Genomic DNA, 19478 nt, shown 5'->3' with positions numbered 1-19478 from the left:
CCGGGGGAGGTGGTGGAACGCGGGCCGCCCGGCAGGCACGGGTGCCGGTCCGCGCTCCACCATCCCCCTCCGCCTGATCTCTATCCAGCGCACCTCGGGCATTCACTCATTCGGCGAGGCGCTCGGAGTGAATCAAGGCGTGGACAGGGGCGCGTTCGCCGCACACCCTGCCAGGACGATCACGGCCTGCTTACCGTCGGGGGACGGTACCGGCGGGAAGGATCGGCAATGGCGTTGCTGGATGCCGATGCGGACACCGCATTGGTGCGGATCCGCGATCTGGCGGGTCACACCCGTGGCACGGGATTCCTCGCGGATCACGAGGGCACGGTGGTCACCAGTCATGAGGCGGTGGACGGCGCGGCCGGACTGGTGCTCCAGCCCATGCGGTCCGTCACGGCCACCGGCGGGGCGGCCACCGCCTGGACCCGCCCGGTGGAGCCGAGCGACATCACGCCCCTCCCCGGAAGCGGGCTCGCGCTCATCAAGACCACCGGCTTCCGCCCGGACCGGCTCCGCCCGCTGCCGATCGGCACGGCCCGGCCGGACACGGGCGCCCCGGCCCGGCTCTGGACGGGCGGCTGGCTGGACGGCACGGTCGTCGGCCCCGCCTCCGGCGTCACGTACACCACCGGCGACCGCGTCCACCCCCTCGACCACACCCTGGAGTTGGCCCTGTGCGCGGGCGGCCGGGAGGCACTCCGGCTGGGCGGACCCGCGATCGGCGGGCCGGTGCTGGACGGCCGGACCGGTGTGGTGCTCGGCGTCCTCGGCAGCGCGCTGCACGCCGGCCGCCGGGCCGGCGGCTTCGCCGTCCCGCTGCGCGCGGTCGCCGAGGCCGAGCCCAGGGGCCCACTGGCCGCCCTGCTGGCACGCAACGCCGCGACCGTCCCCGCGTACGGCAGCGAACTGAACCCCGCCGGGGTGCTGCGGCTCACGGCCCTCTCCGCGAGCCCGTCCGCCCCCACCCGACCGGTCCCCGAACCAGTCGAACGCCCAGACATCCAGGGGGAGTTGACCCGCTTCACGGAGGCGGAGACGTACCGGGCATCCGGGGCGCGCGTGCTGGCTCTGGTGGGCGGCCCGGGCACCGGTCGGAGCACGGAGCTGGCCCGGCTCGCGGTGCGCCGGGCGGCCGGCGCGCGACCGGCCCCCACCGTCCGGCTGCGCGGCGCCGACCTGCGGGCCGGCGACGAGGGCGTACGCGCCGCGGTGGGGCGCGCGCTGCGCTCCGCGGGCCGGGACCTCGTCGCCTCGGGCCGTACGGCGGGCGACCCGACGGACGCCACACCCGAGATCGTTGCCGCACTCGCCGCCGGCGCCGGCCGACCGCTGCTGGTGCTCCTCGACGGTCCGGAGGAGATGCCGCCCGCTCTGGCCCGGCACGAGCGACTGGCCGAGTGGACCGCCGCGACGGTCCACTGGCTACGCACCGCCCGCGTCCAGCTCGTCATCGCCTGCCGCCCCGCTTACTGGGAACGGGCCGGAGCGCTCTTTCCGCCCGGGCTGCTGCACCGGCCGCGACCGGGCGGTGCGGCGCCCGCCCTCCCCGACTGCGTGGCGATCGGCGACCTCCCCAAGACGGCGGCGGAGCGCGCCCGGGAACGCTACGGCCTGCCGCCCGGCGCCCCCGCCGCCCCGGACGCCCGCCACCCGCTGACGCTGCGGCTGCTGGCGGAGGTACGGGAGGAGTTGGCCGGGGGAGGGGACGCTGCCGGGGCGGAACGCGAAAACGGAGAGTGGGGCGGGGAGCCGGCCGGGGCGCTGCTCGGCGCACCGGACCGCCACCAGGTCTTCGACGCCTACCTGGCCCTGACGTCCCTGCGGATCGCCCTTCGCATCGCCGCGGGGTACCGGCCCGCGCCGCGCGGCGCCGCCGTGCGCCGGCTGGCCACCCAGGTCGCCGGCCAGGTGCACGAGGCCGCCCGCCGCTGCCTCGCCTCCGTGGAGGGCGCGTTGGACCGTCCGTCCTTCGAGGAGGTCTTCCCGGCCCGGGCCGGCTGGTCCGCCGCGGTGCTCGCGGAGGGCCTGCTGGTGCCGGCCGGCCCCGGATACCGCTTCGCCCACGACGAGTTCGGCGAATGGCTGCAGGGCGCCCACGTCGATCTCGACCTGCTGACCGTACCGGGCCACCGCCCCGCCCCGGTCGTCGAGGCGCTCCGCCGGCTCGCCCGGCAGGCGGGCCGGGTCCAACTCACCTTCCGGCTCGCCGAGTTGGTACCGATGGCGACGGCGGCCGACGGGGGGCCGCTCGGGGCGACCTCCGGGAGCGGCTTGCCCCCGGCCCCGCGCGAGGACGAACCGCAGCCGCAGCCCGCGTTCCTCTCTTGCGACGGTGGCGCCGGCGGTTCCAGCGACTGCGGCGGTTCCGGCGATGGCGATGGTTGCGACGGGTCGTCGCCGGATGTTCCGGATTCCAAGGCCGTTCCGGGTGTTCCGGGTGTTCGTGGCCTTCCGGGTGTTCCGGATGAAGGGGGCGAGTCGGCCGTTCCGGGAGGGGGACCGGAGGCGGAGCGGGGGTCGGAGCCGGATGCGCTCGGGGAGGGGGCGGCGATCGCGTCCCCACGGCCCGTGGACGGCCCCCGGTGGGCCCGGCAGCTGCTGACCGGCGTACTGCTCGAGGTCCCCGACGCCGGGCCGTACACCGGCGTGCTGCGGCTGTTGGCCGACCGGATCACCGAACGGTCGCTGCGGGCGGGCGGTTTCGCGCACACGGGGCTGGACGCGTTCGGGCCGTGGTTCTGGGAACGGCTGGCACTGGCGGACAAGGACCGGCTGGACCTGCTGCGCCGGCTGGTGCCGGCTGACGGGCGGGGGGCCGGCGGAGCAGTGGGCACACCGGCGCGCTTTCTGGACACCGCGGCCGGGCTGCTGCGTGCCGACCCGCAGCGCATCCAGCCCCTGTTCTGCTCGTGGTTCGACGACAACCGCCTGCTGGGCGCCGGACTGCCGGGCCGCTCGGCCCTCGGCTCCGTACCTCCGCCCCGGGGGGCCGCGCCTCCGCCTCCCGACTCGACACCCCTGCTGGATTCGTCCGTACCGGCGCCGCGCGAGATCACCGTGGCGGCCGCCGCGCAGGCCCTGCTGTACGCCCACCGCCGGCGGGCACCCGATGCGCTCACCGAGGCGCTGGTGGCGGCCGCACACCCCAGGGGCGACGAGCTGCTCGGCGCGCTCGCCGAGGACGAGCCGTCGACGGTCTGCCGGGCCGTCGCCCGATGGGCCCAGGACCCTTGCCCCCGCCGCCGGGCGGCCGCCGCGTCGTACGGCCTGCGCGCCGCGCCCCACGCCCGTACGGAGGCCGACCGCGCCCTGCTCCGCCAGGCGGCCCTCGACCTGCTCTCCGGGCCTCAGGCCACACCGCACGGGACGTCGTCCGAATCGACGGACGTTGCGAAGCTCGCGGCGAGGGGCGGAGTGACGGGCGAAGTGAAGCACGCGGCGAGGGGCGGAGTGACGGGCGAAGCGGAGGGCGAACCGTTCGCCGAACCCTGTGTGGGTTCGGCGCTGGCGCTCCTGGTGGGCGACCCGGTCAGCCGCCCCCGCTATCTGGCCCGGGCGCTGGCCCGTTTCGTGGCGGGAGACCCGCAGCTGCCGCCCACGGCGTTCGCGGGTGCCCTCGCCGAGCACCCCGTACCGGTGCTGGCCGCCTTCCGGGCCCGGCTCACCGGCGGCGAAGGGCCACCGGTCGCCGCCGCGCTGCTGCGGCTGCTCGCCGGGCTCGACGCGCCCGGGCCCGCCACCCGTGCCGCCTCGCTCGTCCGTGACTACGCCCGGCGCAGCCCGGACCGCGCCGCGCGCCCGGTCGCGGAGTTCGTCGCCCATCGCCTGGAGCGCGGACCGGCCGCCCGCGCCGCACTGCGCCCGTTGGTCGGTGACCTGATCACCGGCTGCCCGGCGCCGGTCCGGTGCGCGCTGGCCGATGTACTGGCGGAGGCCGGTTCCGGAGCCTCGGAAGCGCTGCGCGGCGACCTGCTGGAGGCCCTGCTGGCGCAGGAGGAACAGGAGAGGGGCCCGTACGGCCTGGCCCAGGGCGAGCACGGTGCCGCCGACACCAGCGTCCTGGAAGCGCTGCTCCGGGCGGCCGCCGAGGGGTGCGAACGGCGGCCCGCGGAGCGCACCCGTGACCTGGTGCGGCGCACCGGCGTGCTGCTGGCCCGTACGCCGGGCGGTGCGGCCCGCTACGAGCGGCGGCTGGCGGAGCTGGGCCGCCGACTGCCCGGCTTCGCCCGCCGGCTCCGGGAAGGGACGGCGGCGGATCCGGCGGGGTCCGCCGCGACGAGGGGAGCCCGCGCCCGTACGACGGCGGCCGGGAGCCGGAGCGGGTGATCGGGCCGGGGGGTGGGGCCGGGGCGGGTACCGGGAAACGGGCCGGGGCCAGGGTTCCGATCCCGACCCGGCCACGAGCCCGGCCCCGAGCCCGACCTCGGATGCCGTCGGTCTGGGGTTCGCGATCAGGTGTCCGTGGGACGGAGGCCGGGTACCCGGCCCGGGTGCGGGGTCGGCGTGGTGCCGCCGTGAAGATCCACCGGGCGGTCGCCGGCGACCCTTCGCGCGAAGCACCACCCGGGGCATGGCAGTCTTAGACCTGCGCCATGCCGACGTGGCGCAGTGGACTGACAAGAGTTCGGGCGAGGAGCGGGCAGAGTGCAGCGCTGGCGTGGCTTGGAGGACATCCCCGAGGGCTGGGGACGCAGCGTCGTCACCATCGGCTCGTACGACGGTGTGCACCGCGGCCACCAACTGATCATCGGCAAGGCCGTCGCGCGCGCCCGCGAGCTGGGGATCCCGGCGGTGGTCGTCACCTTCGACCCGCACCCCAGCGAGGTCGTACGGCCCGGGACCCACCCGCCGCTGCTGGCGCCGCACCACCGGCGTGCGGAGCTGATGACCGAGCTCGGTGTGGACGCGGTCCTGGTGCTGCCGTTCACCAAGGAGTTCTCGAAGCTGTCGCCGGCCGACTTCGTGGTCAAGGTGCTGGTCGACAAGCTGCACGCACAGGTCGTCGTCGAGGGGCCCAACTTCCGCTTCGGCCACAAGGCGACCGGCAACGTCGAGACCCTCGCCGAACTCGGCACCACCTACGACTACACCGTCGAGGTCGTCGACCTCTTCGAGCGCGGGGAGGCGGGCGGCGGCGAGCCGTTCTCCTCCACGCTCGCCCGACGGCTGGTCGCCGACGGCGATGTGACCGGTGCGCGGGAGGTCCTGGGGCGGCCGCACCGCGTCGAGGGCGTCGTCGTCCGCGGCGCCCAGCGCGGCCGTGAACTGGGTTTCCCGACGGCCAACGTCGAAACCCTGCCGCACACGGCGATCCCGGCCGACGGCGTCTACGCGGGGCTGCTGCAGGTCGAGGGCGAGGCGATGCCGGCGGCCGTCTCGGTCGGCACCAACCCGCAGTTCGACGGCAAGGTGCGCACGGTCGAGGCATACGCGATCGACCGCGTCGGGCTGGACCTGTACGGGCTGCACGTGGGCGTGGACTTCCTCGCCTACATCCGCGGCCAGGAGAAGTTCGACACCCTCGACGCCCTGCTGGACCGGATGGCGGTCGACGTGAAACTGGCCCGCGGCCTCATCGCCGACGCGGGCTGACTGACGGGACGCGCGGCCGCGGCCGGTTGGGGCCTGAGCGCCTGAGACGTGACGGCCTGGCGGAGGTTTCCCCGGCGACGGGAGCCTTGCCGGGCGACGGCAGCCGCTCTCGTCGGCGCAAGCCTTCCCCGCTGCTTTTCCCCGCGAACCAGTTTTTTCCCCGCCGCCCACCCCCCTTCGGGGGGTGGGCGGGTGTAGTGCTGCGGTGGCGGTGGCGGTGGTGCTGGTGCTGGTGCTGGTGCTGGTGCCGGTGCTGGCGGTGGCTGCGGCTGCCGTGTTGCGTGGGCGGGTGCAGCGCTCGGGTGTCGTGCCGCCGTGAACGTCAACTCGGCCGGAATCAAGCGGAGTTCGACCGGGAATGGTTCACTCGTTCGGGTCGGCGTGAGGTACGGGCGTGACGGCCTTTGCGGGGCCGCAGCCCGCGCGACGTACATGACCTTCACGATGACCTTCAGGACGCTGACGCTCAAGACGTTCACGGAGCGGACCGGCATCGCCTACGACGCCCAAGACGTTCACGGAGCGGACCGGCATCGCCTGCCGGACCGGCACACCGACATCGCACACGGGTCGGGGCCCGGCACCCACAAGGTGCCGGGCCCCGACCCGTATCGCTCTGCGCGTGCGCGCCCGTCCGCCCGTGCTACTGCGGAGGCGGCTGCTGCTGCCAGCCCGGGGCCAGGCCGGACTGGTCCGGCTGAGGGGCGTCCGGGGCGGGCTGTTGCTGCTGCCAGTGGGCCGGCGCCTGGGCGGGCTGCTGGGTCCAGCCGCCCTGCTGCGGCGGGTAGCCGGCCGGCGGCTGGCCCTGCTGCGGGTGCTGTTGCGGCTGCCCCTGCTGCGGCTGGCCCTGCTGGGCGGCGTACTGCTGCTGTTGCTGGGCGTACGGATCGCCGCCCATCTGCTGCTGCGGGTACATCCCCTGCGCCTGCTGGGCCCGCGCGAAGTCCTCGGCCACCAGGGCGGAGAGGTTGAAGTACGCCTCGCGGGTCTTGGGCCGCATCATGTCGAGGTCGACCTCGGCACCGGCGGCGAGGTGTTCGTCGAAGGGGACGACCACGACGCCGCGGCAGCGGGTCTCGAAGTGCGACACGATGTCGTCGATCTTGATCATCTTGCCGGTCTCGCGGACACCGGAGATGACCGTGATGCCGCGCTGCACCAAGTCGGCGTAGCCGTGCGCGGAGAGCCAGTCCAGGGTCGTACTGGCACTGCTCGCACCGTCCACGGACGGGGTGGAGATGATGATCAACTGGTCGGCGAGGTCGAGGACTCCGCGCATCGCGCTGTAGAGCAGACCGGTACCCGAGTCGGTGAGGATGATCGGGTACTGCTTGCCGAGGACGTCGATCGCTCGCCGGTAGTCGTCGTCGTTGAACGTCGTCGAGACGGCCGGGTCGACGTCGTTGGCGAGGATCTCCAGACCCGACGGGGCCTGCGAGGTGAACCGGCGGATGTCCATGTAGCTGTGCAGATGCGGGATCGACTGCACCAGGTCACGGATGGTCGCACCGGTCTCGCGGCGCACCCGTCGGCCGAGCGTGCCGGCGTCCGGGTTGGCGTCGATCGCGAGGATCTTGTCCTGCCGCTCGGAGGCGAGCGTGGAGCCCAGCGCCGTGGTGGTCGTCGTCTTGCCGACGCCGCCCTTGAGGCTGATCACCGCGATCCGGTAGCAGGACATCACCGGCGTACGGATCAGCTCCAGCTTGCGCTGCCGCTCCTCCTGCTCCTTCTTCGCGCCCAGCTTGAACTTCGACGGCTGCGCGTTGGCGCCCGGCTTGCGCTTCTTGGGCTGGTTGCGCAGCAGCCGGTCGGAGGTCAGCTCGACCGCCGCGCTGTAACCGAGCGGTGCGCCCGGAGCCGCCCGCTGCGGCTGCTGCTGACCGGGCTGCGAGTACGTCGCGTAGTTCGCCGCGGCGTTGGGGTCCGCCTGCTGGCCGGGCAGCGGCTGATACGGCGTCTGCTGCCCCTGCTGGGCCTGCTGCCCCTGCTGGGCCTGCTGGGCCTGGTGTGCCTGCTGCTGGGCCTGGGCGGCCTGTTGGGCTTGGGCGGCCTGCTGGGCCTGGGCGGCCTGCTGGGCCGCCTGGTGCTGGTCGTACCCGGGCTGCTGCTGGCCCTGCTGGGGGTAGCCCTGCGCCGCGGTCTGCGGGTAGCCGTAAGCGGGCTGCTGCGCGGCCGCGTTGGGGTGCTGCTGCGGCTGGCCCTGCTGCGGGTAGCCGTACGCGGGCTGCGGATAGCCGTAGGCGCCCTGCTGCTGCGCGGGCTGGCCCTGCTGGGGGTACCCGGCCTGCTGGGGGTGCTGCGCCTGCTGCGGGTATCCGGCCTGCTGCTGTGCCTGCGGCTGCTGCTGGGCCGGCATCTGCTGCTGGCCCTGCGGGGGCACGCCCTGCTGCGGCTGCTGACCCTGCTGGGCCGGCGGCTGCTGACCGGCCTGGGCCTGCGCCATGCGCGGGTCGGCGGGCTGGAACTCCGGCGGCAGCGGCGGCAGTCCACCCTGTCCGGGAACGGCCTGACCGGGGACACCCTGCCCGGGCACCCCCTGTCCGGGAACTGCCTGGCCCGGGACGCCCTGCTGCTGACCGTCCGTCGCGGCGCCCCACGGAGCGCCCTGCTGCGGGACACCCTGCTGCTGCGGAGCGCCCTGCGGCACGCCCTGCTGCGGCTGCTGACCCTGCTGGGCGGGCGGCTGCTGCTGCCCATGTACGGGTGCGCCCTGCGGCTGCGCTTGCTGCGCCTGCTGCGGCACCGGCGGCTGGCCCGCCTGCGCGCCCTGAGCGGCGGCATCGGGAACGTGCTGGACCGGCTGGGCGGGCGGGGCCTGCTGGACCGGGGGAGCGGCCTCCGCGGCCGGGGCGGCGCCCTCGGTGGGGGAGTTGGGGGCCACGGCCTCCGGCTGCAGTGCCGGGGCGGCGGCCGCGTTCGCCGTCTCGGGCGCCGCCTCGGGCTCCGGCTCGCTGTCGTCATCGTCGTCGTCCCAGAGGGAGGCCGACGGGTCGACACCCGTGCCGGAACGCTTGTTGCCGCCGTCGGACGCGTCGTTCGCGGCCGGCGCGGGCTCCGCGGCAGCCTCCGGCGCGGCGCCGTCCGCGCCCTGCGGACGCAGCGTCGGGAAACCGGGCGGTGCGGCGTCCACGGCCGGTGCGCCCTGCTGCGGAAGGCCCGGCACCGGTGCGCCCTGGGCCGGCCCGGTCAGCGGCTGACCGGTCGGCGGGCCGGGCGGCGTCGCGGCCGGCGGAGTGGTGGGCGAAGGCGCAGGAGAAGCCGCGGCACCCGCGCCGCCGCTGGTGTCGTTGCTCGCGTACCAGGCCGGCGCGGCAAAGTCGATCTTGAACTCGCCGGTCAGGTCGAACTCGGACTGGTCGTCGTCAGGATCGTTTCCGTCCGGCCGGAAAGCCTCCTGCTCGTTCACTGTGCCTCCTGGTGTACTGCAACGCACCTGAACGGCAGGACCGGATACAGGCGGATCGTTCGGGTGTAGCGGAAGTGGGAACACACCACCCGGGGTTGCGCCAACACTAACTGTCTCCGTCCCCGTATCGACTGCCGTCGTGCTGTGCTCCTGCGGCTCTCCACACAGCCTAATCAAGAGTCGGCCCATAACGGCAGTCGGTGCCATGTCGTCTTCAAGTCCTTCGGCACACCTACGGGCGCACCCGGCGATTTCGCCTGGATGCGCCCGTGCGGCCGTGCCGGTGGTGATTGTTCAGGTATCAGTCCATACGGCGCGGGCCGCCCAGCAGGTTGGTCTCCGCCTCCGTGGGCTGGGTCATGACGAACTGGTGACCACCGTCACGGCGGCACCACAGCATGGCGTTGTCGCTGAGCGTCGGCAGCACCGCGCCGACCTGCTCCGGCAGCCGCATGATGCGCGTCACGACCTCCGCCTCCTCCGGCGACAGCCGCTGCAGCCCGACGAGGTCCGCACGGCTGAGCATCTGCGGCGACCGCGGCCCGAGGAACGGCAGCACGGTCAGCACCGACTGCCAGGGGCTCGGGGCGAGCTGATTGCGCGGCGGCCGGGCACCCATGTCCCGTACGACCAGCACGGGGCTGGAAACCGACGGGCCCTGGGGCGCGATCTGGCGGACGTCATGAACGGACACGCACTGCTGGCCACCGCCCGCGCTCTGCGCCATCTGACCCCAGGCGGGCGGCCGGGCGGTCTCGACCGCGACCCGGGCGCCGGTGGCGACCGTACGCAGCGCCAGCACCTGCGCCATCCACATGCTGCCGACCAGGACGACCTCCAGCGGGGTCGGGCGCAGCAGGCTGAGCACGGCGGGCTGGTTCTGCGGGTCGATGCCGATGATCACGCCGTCGTCGCCGACCGGCAGGGTCAGTGCGGCCAGCGACTCGGCGGTCAGCACGTGCGGGCTGCGCCGCGGGCCGCGCAGGCCGTAACCGGGCCGGGGCTTGGGCCCGGTCGGCCCGCTCTGCTCCTCCTCCGGACGCGGCTGGTGCGACAGCCGACGGCCGTCACCGCCGCTGATGCCCGCCGACAAGGGGGGATTGCGCCAGCCGTCGCTGCTGGTGTTGACGCGGGGCTGATACGTGGGCGAGGCCATCAGCGGGTACCTCCGAGGGGGAGCGTGGCCAGCAGGCCGGGCAGCTGTTCACGGTCGAGGCGGACCAGCCCGACCTTCGCGGAACCGGAACGGCGCTCCAACTCGTCCTGGGCGGCCGAGAGTTCGTTCTCGCTGCGGGTGGAGAGGCGGATGTAACCCGAGATGGCCGGGGCGCGGCCGCCGCCGTGCGTGGCGGTCAGCGCGAAGGTGCTGGCCATCGCCCTGGTGCTGGTCAGCAGCTGGGTGACGGCCGCCAACGGCGCACCGCCCTGGCCCAGTTGGGGCCACCGGCCGATCCAGTACGTGGAGTGCCAGCGGTCGTCGCAGCGCATCGCCCGGGTCGTCTCCTGGGTGCGCCGGACCGCCCGGCCGTCCCGGCCCATGGCGCCGTTGGCCGCCCGCGGGCTGACGCACACGGCCGTGCCGATCGAGGCCGTGACCTCGCGCTCGTTGAGCACCCTGGCCCGCACGCCGTGCGCGGTGAGCCGGCTGACGAGCTGGTCCGCGGCGCGCAGCAGCGAGCGCTTGGCGCCCTCCAGGCCGCCGCCGCGGGCCTCGATGGCCTCCGAGCACAGCTCCGGGTCGAGCTTGAGGGCGATCCAGGTCAGCTGAACGGCCGGGGTCTGCGACTGTGCCTGCAGCGGGGCGTACGAGCGGGACGCCACGGCCTGTTCGGGCAGGTGGGGTGCCGGCGCGGGCTGGGTGTACTGCACGAACTGGACGGACTCCAGGTGGATGTCCTCGATGTCCAGGGCGGTGTGCAGCACCTCCAGGGGCAGCATGTGGCTGCCGCGCTGCGGCCGCAGCGGCTCGTCGCGCGCGTCCACCTGGACGATGGCCGTCAGGAACGTACCGTCGCCGACGAAACCGATGGCCCGCTGATCGGCCTCGGTCGTGTACTCGTAGGTGCGCAGCGCCGGTTCGCACTCCACCACGGGGGCGATCGCCGGGTCGACGCCCTGGGTGGCCGCGAGTGCGGTGGTGCTGTTCTTGCCGCGGCGCTTCATCGCGCGCACGGTCGTGATCCACTCCGGCAGCGGGATCTTGCGCCGCCGGCCGAGCGCGAAGACGACCAGCACGGCCGCGACGACGATGGCCGCGGTCAGTGCGGCCGGGTGGATCGACCAGCCCACCAGCACCAGCGCGGCGGCGAGTTCGATGATGGCCAGCTGCTGGACGCGGACACCGCCGATCGTGCCGGCCTGTTGGCGCAGCCGCGGCGCCACCGGACCCGCCGGGCGGGCCGCGGAACCCCGGCCGCCATTTCCTCTGTTGCCCGAAGCTGTGCCGTTTTGGCCAGCATTTCCCGCATATTGCGGTGCCCCGGAAGGCTGTTGCTGCTGTTGCCGCCCATTGCGGCGTCGAGCCCTGGTGGCGCTGGACATCCCCCGGCCTGCTCCTCTACTGGTGATGTGGGCCTCTAGGCGTATCGACCGCCGTTGAGACTGGTGCGTTGGAAGGTGGCACCCGTACCGTACGGGTCGATCGACACACGGCATAGTAGAGGGCGCTACGGCGTGAGTGCCGGGGGCGGTTCGATGTGGATCCAACAGGCGGGGAGAGAAAGCAACAATGGCATCACGTCGGGACGAGCTGAATGCGTATTCGTTTGCTCGAAAGCGCACGAATGCGGCATTTCTGAAGCCGCTGCCCAACGGCTCGATCGAGAGCGCCCCCAAGCCGCTCAAGGCGGTGGTGCCCAGCGTCATCATGGGTGTCCTGATGCTCGTGGGATTCGGCGCCTGCGGCATTCTCAAGCCGGTGGCGCCGTCGGGGTGGGACGAGGTCGGCAAGAACGTCATCGTCGGGGATGAATCCACCACCCGCTATATCGTCCTGAACACCAAGGACGCCAATGGCAATAACCAGAAACTCCTGCACCCCATCCTGAACCTCGCATCCGCCCGGCTGCTTCTCGACCCGAAGTTCCAGGTCGTCAAGGTCAAGGAATCCGAACTCGACGGCAAGATCCCGCACGGCCCCGCCATCGGCATCCCGTTCGCCCCCGACCGGCTGCCCAGCGCGGACGACGCGGACAAGCCGAAGACCTGGGCCGTCTGCAACCGCCCCGGCACCAGCGGCGCCGACAGCAAGCCGCAGCAGGCCGTGTTCGTCCTGGCCGGCAAGGACAAGCAGCTCGTCGACGACACCCGCAAGGGCAGGCTCGACTTCCACCAGGCGCTCTACGTCGAGGACCCCGCCGGCAAGAAGTGGCTGGTCGACCACAACGGCATGGCCTTCGAGTTCAACTCCACGGCCCTCGGGTGGCAGCCGAAGGGCGGCAAGGAGCAGGGCGACAACGACCTGCGCCGCATCATCTTCGGCGCCCAGGCCCAGCCGCAGAAGGTCTCCCAGCAGTTCATGGACACCCTGCTGAAGGTCCCCAGCGCCATCGGCATCTCCATGCCGACGGTCTCGGGGGCGGGGACCCCGACCACCGACAAGGAGGTCCCGGCGGAGGCCAGGACCGTGGGCTCGATCCTCGAGGACAGCGACGGACAGAAGTACGTCGTGGAGAAGGACGGCGTCGAGCAGGTCTCGAACTTCGTCGCCAAACTGCTGATGGAGGGCGCGAACGCGCAGCAGCTGAACTCCAACGGCGAGGCGCTGAAGGCCGTACAGGTCGCCGCCGGCTCGTTCCGCCCGAAGCCGGACGAGACCGGCAACGGTTACTCGACGTTCCTGGGCAAGGTCTCCGGCTTCACCTCGCCGTGGCCGACCGACACCGTCAGCGCGGCCAACGACTTCGCCCACGGCTCCCAGACCAGCGGCCTGGGCGGTCCCACCGACCACGGTGTCTCCTGCAGCGTCTACAAGGGCACCACCACCAAGTACCCGGGCGGCGAGGAGAAGCAGCTCGGCTACCCGAACGGCGTCCCGGACATGCAGACCTGGGTCGGCGACGACTACCCCGCCAAGATCGCCTCGGGCGCCAGCTCGTACGTCACCCCCGGCAGCGGCCTGCTCTACACGGAGGTCGCCACCCCCAAGGCCAAGAGCGGAAGCCTGTTCCTGGTCACCGACACCGGGCTGCGCTACTTCATCCCGCGGAGCAACGACAGCGCCACCCAGGCCGGCAGCGACAAGCAGGAGGTCGACCAGGCGCGGATCCACCTCGGGTACGGCGGCACGCACCCCCCGCTCATCCTGAAGGCCTGGTCCACCCTGCTCTCCAACGGGCCGGCGCTCGACATCCGCAGCGCGAAGAAGCCGCAGTCGTCGTGACGATGTCGGTCGCTTCTGCGTAGTTCGCCGTGAGGCGAGAGAAGGCCGCGCCGAATTCCCCCGGAAACGGGCATTCGGCGCGGCCTTTTGCGGTGGTGCGGATTCCGGGCCGTTCTCGCGGCGCGCAATTCACGGGCCGGTCTGCGGACTTCTCGGTGTGATCTTCGTCGTTCCCCGGCCGTATCGGCCCTTCGACCGATAGCATCGGATCTGTCCGTTTCCCTGAACGTCGTTTGGGCGACGGGGAGTTGACAATGTTGTGATCCCGTCACAACAGTCTCCCCCCTGTTGGGAACGGGCATATGGAGTGGTTAGAGTAGTCAAAGGCGTCAGCAGGTGATGCCAACCGCGTGGGGCCCCGTTGGCGGCCCGGCGCGGCACGACGTACGAGTCTCATGGGGGACGTTGACTATGGCTGGTCAGCAGTACACAACCACCGAGGAGGAGATGGTCGCGTTCAGCGGCAAGATCGCCTCGGTCAATCAGTCGATCCAGGGTGAGATCTCCCGCCTGAACACGGTCGTCGACACCATCACCTCGGGGTGGAAGGGTGCTGCGGCTTCCTCGTACAACCAGCTGCAGTCGCAGGTGAACGAGGACGCCAACCGTCTCAACCAGCTTCTGGGTGAGATCAAGGAAGCGATCGACGAGACCACGAAGAACTACTCCGCCTCCGAAGAGGAGCAGGCGCAGTCGATCTCGCACATCTCCGCCTCGGCTTCCCCGTTCGGATGATGGGGCCGCGCCGCTGACCCGCGGCGCCCGGCCCACTCGCCGCAGCCCGTGCCGGCCACCGTGCCGGCCCGCTGCGGTATGTGACTCGACCAGCAGCATCAACTCCTGAGGAGACACCATGTCAGGCCAGATCCTCGTTAATTTTGCGACGATCCAGCAGGCCAGCTCCGACGTGCGCGGTACGGCCAACAACATCCGCCAGCAGCTCGACGACCTCGAGGCCGGCGTCAAGAAGATCGCCGCCAGCTGGGAAGGTGCCGCGCAGGAGGGCTACCAGGCCCGCCAGCGCGAGTGGGACCAGCGCGCTGCCTCCCTGCACTCCACGCTGGAGGCCATCGCCAAGGCTCTGGACACCGCTGCCCAGAACTACCAGTCCACCGAGCACAAGAACGCCGGTATCTGGGGCGGCTGACCCAGGTCGGCACAGCTACGGATGGCGATCGGCTGAGCAGCCCCGACGGCTCGCACAGTGGTCAATGAGGGCGAGCGCGCTGCATCAGTGCGCTCGCCCTTCTGCCGTCCACCGCACCTCCGACCCCTCCCCCCACTTCTCTTCCTTCTTCCCTCTCACACCTCCCCCCACTCTCACCCCTCGATTCGTTCCCGCCCCTTTCGCCACACATGGAGAGCAGACAACCCGTGGGATCTCGCGCCATTGGTCACCGAGCCGGGCACCGTCGACGAGCGGCGGGCGCACTGGTCACGGCGGCGTGCTTCGTCGGCCTGTCCTGCGCCACCGCCACGCCGGCGATGGCGGACACGAACGTTCCGCTCAACAGTGGTGAGTGCAAGTTCGGCGCCGACGACATCAAAGAGACCCCCTGGTCGTTGCAGCGTCTGCTGACCAATCAGATGTGGGCCGACACCAGGGGCAAGGGCGTCCGGGTCGCGGTGATCGACACCGGGATCGACGCGGGCAACGCGCAGATCAGGCCCAACATCAGCGGCGGCAAATCCTTCGTCGGAGGAAAGCCGACCGAGGACACGGTCGGCCACGGCACCAAGGTCGCGGGCATCATCGCCGCGCGCCCGAGGGCCGGCTCCGGCTTCTTCGGAATTGCGCCCGAGGCGAAGGTCATTCCCCTGCAGCAGACCAGCGACAAGAAGGCGGGCAATGCTGCCAGCCTGGCCGACGCGATCAATTACGCGGTTTCGCAAAAGGTCGACATCATCAACATTTCGCAGGGCACGGCAGCCAGCCCGGCCAGGCTGGAACTCCTCAAGACGGCAATCCGGAAAGCGGCCAGCAACAACGTTCTGATCGTGGCCTCGGCGGGTAACGACGGCGCCAGCGGCGTGGAGAAGAACATGTACCCCGCCGCCTTCCAGGAGTTCGACAACGTCCTGTCCGTCGCCGCCTCGGACCGCAACAACGAGCGGGCCCCCTTCTCCCAGCCCGGGAGCTGGGTCGACATCGCCGCACCCGGCGTCGACATGGTCTCCACCGTCCCCAACGGCGGTAACTGCGTCGACCAGGGCACCAGCTTCGCGGCACCGTACGCGGCGGGCGCCGCGGCGCTCCTGATCGCCAAGCACAAGGACGAGGGCCAGCGTTGGACACCTCAAGAGGTGATCTGGCACCTGGAGCAGACCGCCGAGCGGGTGCGCAGCAAGGCGGACCACAACATCGGCTGGGGCGTCGTCGACCCGGTGGCCGCCCTCAAGGACGACACCAAGCCCACCGCCGAACCCCAGCCGGACAAGCCTTCCAACGCGGCTGACGGCTCCAACATCCAGCCGGCCGCCATCACCATCGGTGAGTCACCTGGGGAACGGCGCGCCCGCATCGCCATCTACATTGTCGGCGGCGGACTCCTGGCCGTCGCCGCGGTCGTCGGCTCCTCGATCGCCATCCGCGACTGGCGCCGCAAGACCGGACTGACAACACACGGGGAGGCCAAGCATGGCTAGCAAGGAATACGGCGTTGATCTCGACGCCCTCGACCAGGTCGTGAAGGAGCTGAACCAGGTCCTGAAGGACATGGGCGGCCCGAAGGACAAGGCGAAGAACCAGACTTACTTGCCGGACGGGGCGCTCGGGAAGGGCTTTGAAGAGCGCGACCGGATGCACAAGGCCCACAACGAGATGAAGGATTTCATCCAACAGCAGATCGTCGACAAGATCGAAAACATGATCGACGAGTTCGGCAAGAAGTCCAAGCAGACGAAGGACGCCTACGAGGACGCCGAGCATGACAACAGCATGCACTGACGGTGGCAGTAGTTCGGTTGACCTGTAGGTGAGAGAGAAGGGGGTCCACTAATGGGTGGAGACGCGGGCGGTGCGCCCACGGGTGGAAACACCTGGGAGACGTTCACGACTAGGTTCAATCAGCACGACCTCGATGGCCTCAAGGGAATGTTGGACGGTGCGGACGTCCATCAGGTGCGCGCCGTAGCGCAGAACTGGCAGGACCTGCACGACCAGTTGGTCGGGCCGGGCGAAGGCGGCGGCGGCCTCCAGAAGCGTTTCGAGGACGCCGTGAAGAAGGTGCTGGAGTCCTGGCACGGCGACACGGCGGAGAAGTTCGCCAAGCAGGCCCAGAAGATCAGCAACAACTTCAGGGCCGGCGCTCCCTACGCCACGCACACGGCGCAGGTCATGGGGCAGACTGCTCAAGATCTGCAGAAGGCCATCGACAAGGTCAAGCCGATCGACGACGGCTGGAACTGGAGCGATGACGTCTGGGGTGAGATGCCCTGGTCAGACCAGATCGACGACGACGATCTGAACGACGCGCTGAAGACCGGCGTGAGCACCCAGGGGATCCTTGACGCGAACAAGGACAATCTGTCCGGCCACCAGAAGAAGCGGCTTGAGGCCGCTGTGGCCATGGAGAACCTCGGCACGGCCTATGTGGTGCGGGCGTCGTCCTTGAAGCCGCCGGGCATGGGCCCGGGAAGTGGTTTTGACGACAAGGTCCCCGAGCAAAAGGACCCCACGAACGGCCTGGGCACTATGCCTATGCCCATGCCTGGCATGGGCGGGCCGGGAGGAGGCGGCGGGGGCGGCGTGAAGATCCCCACCCGCGGCATGAAGGGTGGCAGCACCCCGAAGATGCCGACCTCTCCCGGGATCAACACCCCGAATACGCCGAAGACGCCTGGCATTAGCGGTGGTCTCGGTTCGATGAAGCCGAAGACCCCCAACGTCAACACCGGCCTGGATGGTCTCGGTGGTGGCGGCGGTGGCACCGGGGTGAAGATCCCCGGTGGCGGCGGTGCAGGTGGCCTGAACGGCGGCGCCGGTGGCGGCGTTCACATGCCCGGTGGCGGCGGCGGTGGCGCCGGCGTCAACATCCCCGGTGGGGGTGGCCTCGGCATGGCTGGTGGAACCGGTGGTATGACCGGTCGTGGTGCAGGTGGCGTCAAGGGCGGTGCCGGCGGCCTCAAGGGCGGCACGGCGGGCGCTGGTGGCGCGGCAGGTGCCCGCACCGGGCGTGCCGGTATGCCCGGCATGGGCGGTGCACACGGTGGTGCCGCAGGCAAGGGCATGGGCGGCAAGCCGGGCGTCAGCACCGGTGGAGCCATGGCCCGGCAGAAGGGCGGCATCGTCGGCGGTGCGGCCGGCGGTAAGAGCAGTACTGGAGGCCAAGGCGGTTCCGGGCTGCACCGCAGCCGAGGAGGAACCGCCGCGGGTACCAATTCGGGCTCCGGTCGTCGCCCGGCGGGCATGATGGGCGGCGCACACGGTGCGCACGGTGGCAAGGGCGAAGGCAAGGGGAACGACTCCAGCCGTCCCGACTACCTCGTGGAAGACGAGGAGACCTGGACGACGGAGCGTAATGTGGCTCCCCGGGTCATCGAGTAGGACCGGCCGGACAAGCAATCGGTAGAGACGCTTGGGGCCCGCAGCTCTCGGGCTGCGGGCCCCAACTCTGTGAGGAAGGGTGTTATGGCATGAGCTTCACGCGGACGCTGCGTGCGGTGGGCGGCGCGGTAGTGGCGGGAGCACTGCTCTTCGGCACCGCGCCGGTTGCTTCAGCGGACCAGATCAGAAACGACCAGTGGCCGTTGCAAAAGTTCGACGCTGAGTCGATCTGGAAGATTTCAACGGGCAAGGGCGTTACTGTCGCGGTAATTGATGGGCCGGTGGCTGGAGATCATCCTGATCTCACAGGCTCGGTTCTGCCAGGCAAGAACTTCGTGACTGGCGGCCGCGGAGACCAGGGCTCTGGCGATCAAGGGGATCACGGCACGGCGATGGCGTCGCTGATCGCCGGACATGGCCACGGGCCTGGTGGATCCGAGGGCGTGAAGGGCCTGGCTCCTGATGCCAAGATTCTTCCGGTTGCAATCAACCTCGCGTCTCATGATGACATCCCAAAGTTGGGAGAAGAGACAAAGTATGCCGAAGCCCTGAAGTATGCCGTCGACCATGGCGCGAAGGTCGTCAACATGTCGTTCGGTACCGGCAAATCGGAGGCCACTGCCGAGGAGCAGCAAGCCATCGACTATGCCCGCAAACATGATGTGCTCCTAGTTGCGGCCTCAGGCAACGAAGGGGTGGGGTCTTCTCAGGACCCGGCTTCGGCTCCAGGCGTTCTCGCAGTGGGAGCAGTGGACGACCATGGCTACGTCTGGGATAAGTCGAACTACAGTCCTTACCTCAGGCTCATTGCCCCCGGCGTGCACATCAGGTCCGCAAGTCCCGTCGTGGACGTCAAGGGCAAGTACCGCTTGGCCAACGGCACCTCCGACTCCGCCGCCTACGTCTCCGCTGCGGCCGCGCTTCTTCGCTCCAAGTTTCCGGACCTGACTGCTGGTCAGGTAGCGAACCGTCTGATCAAGACAGCCGGAATCCCGGTGGATAAGCAAGACATGAAGCTTCCGGACGCGCACTACGGCTACGGATTCATCAAGCCCTACAGCGCCCTGACCAAGGATGTTCCCGCCGGTTCCAAGAACGGTCCGTTCCCGGCACTGAAGAGTGGCGGGTCTTCCGACCCCTCCAGCGCGGCCGGTAGCAATGAGGCCGGCCCGAAGATCCAAAGTGACAAGGGCCTGAGCACGCCCTTCATCATCCTCGTGGCGGTCGTCGGGCTGGTCGTCCTCGTCATCATCCTGGTCGTCGTTCTCGTGGCCAAGAAGAAGAACCGTCGTAACGGCCCGCCGCCCGGTGGCCCCGGTGGTTTTGGTGGTCCGGGTGGGCCCGGCGGTCCCGGTGGGTTTGTGCCGCATCCGCCGAACCCGAACAACTCGTACCAGCAGCAGCCCGGTGGGCCCGGGGCCTATCCGCCCGCGCCGCCCACGCAGCCGCCTGGTCGGTAATGCTCTGACGTAGGTGTAGGTACTAGAGCGGAAAGCAACCAAGTTCATGTGGGGTCCGCGGCCTTCGGGTCGCGGACCCCAATGTGTTTT

The 19478-nt window shown here is 71.0% G+C and carries 12 protein-coding genes; 9 read left to right on the top strand and 3 right to left on the bottom strand.

Annotated elements, in window-relative coordinates; translation table 11 throughout:
• Nucleotides 1-228: 228 nt before the first annotated feature.
• Together V2J85_RS29540 and V2J85_RS29535 are read left to right on the top strand one after the other, a co-directional pair.
• Nucleotides 229-4329 (top strand): hypothetical protein, encoded by a 4101-nt coding sequence (locus V2J85_RS29540; protein WP_330823247.1) that lies wholly within the window; start codon nt 229-231, stop codon nt 4327-4329.
• Nucleotides 4330-4647: 318 nt separating this feature from the next.
• Complete coding sequence (locus V2J85_RS29535; RefSeq protein ID WP_261955386.1) at nt 4648-5595, top strand: bifunctional riboflavin kinase/FAD synthetase; 948 nt, start codon at nt 4648-4650, stop codon at nt 5593-5595.
• 643 nt (nt 5596-6238) lie between these two features.
• Here V2J85_RS29535 and V2J85_RS29530 read toward each other — a convergent pair.
• The 3 genes from V2J85_RS29530 to eccE form a co-directional block, all read right to left on the bottom strand.
• The gene (locus V2J85_RS29530) at nt 6239-9001 is read right to left on the bottom strand and encodes an SCO5717 family growth-regulating ATPase (RefSeq protein WP_330823244.1); all 2763 of its coding nucleotides are present in this window, start codon (nt 8999-9001) and stop codon (nt 6239-6241) included.
• 301 nt (nt 9002-9302) lie between these two features.
• On the bottom strand, nt 9303-10157 hold the full coding sequence (locus V2J85_RS29525) for a hypothetical protein (protein WP_261955384.1): 855 nt from the start codon (nt 10155-10157) through the stop codon (nt 9303-9305).
• Complete coding sequence (eccE, locus tag V2J85_RS29520) at nt 10157-11383, bottom strand: type VII secretion protein EccE (RefSeq protein WP_261955383.1); 1227 nt, start codon at nt 11381-11383, stop codon at nt 10157-10159. The genes V2J85_RS29525 and eccE overlap by 1 nt, the downstream gene beginning before the upstream one ends.
• A gap of 346 nt (nt 11384-11729) precedes the next feature.
• Between eccE and V2J85_RS29515 the strand changes: the two genes are divergently transcribed.
• From V2J85_RS29515 to V2J85_RS29485, 7 genes are all read left to right on the top strand, one after another.
• Nucleotides 11730-13382, top strand: coding sequence for a type VII secretion protein EccB (locus V2J85_RS29515; protein ID WP_261955382.1), 1653 nt, complete (start codon nt 11730-11732; stop codon nt 13380-13382).
• A 411-nt stretch (nt 13383-13793) separates the two neighbouring features.
• A complete protein-coding gene (locus V2J85_RS29510; RefSeq protein ID WP_030414183.1) occupies nt 13794-14117 on the top strand; it encodes a WXG100 family type VII secretion target in 324 nt (107 codons plus the stop codon).
• Nucleotides 14118-14235: 118 nt separating this feature from the next.
• Nucleotides 14236-14529: a WXG100 family type VII secretion target gene (locus V2J85_RS29505; protein WP_030414182.1), complete on the top strand. Its 294-nt coding sequence runs from the start codon at nt 14236-14238 to the stop codon at nt 14527-14529.
• Nucleotides 14530-14867: 338 nt separating this feature from the next.
• Nucleotides 14868-16028: a type VII secretion-associated serine protease mycosin gene (gene mycP / locus V2J85_RS29500; RefSeq protein WP_261955381.1), complete on the top strand. Its 1161-nt coding sequence runs from the start codon at nt 14868-14870 to the stop codon at nt 16026-16028.
• Nucleotides 16021-16329 (top strand): hypothetical protein, encoded by a 309-nt coding sequence (locus V2J85_RS29495; protein WP_330823242.1) that lies wholly within the window; start codon nt 16021-16023, stop codon nt 16327-16329. The genes mycP and V2J85_RS29495 overlap by 8 nt, the downstream gene beginning before the upstream one ends.
• Nucleotides 16330-16380: 51 nt before the next feature.
• A complete protein-coding gene (locus V2J85_RS29490) occupies nt 16381-17928 on the top strand; it encodes a WXG100 family type VII secretion target (protein ID WP_330823240.1) in 1548 nt (515 codons plus the stop codon).
• A gap of 89 nt (nt 17929-18017) precedes the next feature.
• On the top strand, nt 18018-19388 hold the full coding sequence (locus V2J85_RS29485; RefSeq protein ID WP_330823239.1) for a S8 family serine peptidase: 1371 nt from the start codon (nt 18018-18020) through the stop codon (nt 19386-19388).
• Nucleotides 19389-19478: the final 90 nt, after the last annotated feature.

The sequence above is a fragment of the Streptomyces bugieae genome (assembly GCF_036352915.1).
Taxonomy (GTDB): Bacteria; Actinomycetota; Actinomycetes; order Streptomycetales; family Streptomycetaceae; genus Streptomyces; species Streptomyces endophytica.
The sequence above is the reverse complement of the archived record's forward strand: the minus strand, read 5'-3'. Positions and strand labels throughout refer to the sequence as shown.

Excerpts from the sequence above, each read along its gene's own strand:
- V2J85_RS29540 (WP_330823247.1), top strand. The coding sequence starts at position 229 with ATGGCGTTGCTGGATGCCGATGCGGACACCGCATTGGTGCGGATCCGC.
- V2J85_RS29525 (WP_261955384.1), bottom strand. The coding sequence starts at position 10,157 with ATGGCCTCGCCCACGTATCAGCCCCGCGTCAACACCAGCAGCGACGGC.
- V2J85_RS29515 (WP_261955382.1), top strand. The coding sequence starts at position 11,730 with ATGGCATCACGTCGGGACGAGCTGAATGCGTATTCGTTTGCTCGAAAG.
- V2J85_RS29510 (WP_030414183.1), top strand. The coding sequence starts at position 13,794 with ATGGCTGGTCAGCAGTACACAACCACCGAGGAGGAGATGGTCGCGTTC.
- V2J85_RS29505 (WP_030414182.1), top strand. The coding sequence starts at position 14,236 with ATGTCAGGCCAGATCCTCGTTAATTTTGCGACGATCCAGCAGGCCAGC.
- mycP (WP_261955381.1), top strand. The coding sequence starts at position 14,868 with ATGGCGGACACGAACGTTCCGCTCAACAGTGGTGAGTGCAAGTTCGGC.
- V2J85_RS29495 (WP_330823242.1), top strand. The coding sequence starts at position 16,021 with ATGGCTAGCAAGGAATACGGCGTTGATCTCGACGCCCTCGACCAGGTC.
- V2J85_RS29490 (WP_330823240.1), top strand. The coding sequence starts at position 16,381 with ATGGGTGGAGACGCGGGCGGTGCGCCCACGGGTGGAAACACCTGGGAG.
- V2J85_RS29485 (WP_330823239.1), top strand. The coding sequence starts at position 18,018 with ATGAGCTTCACGCGGACGCTGCGTGCGGTGGGCGGCGCGGTAGTGGCG.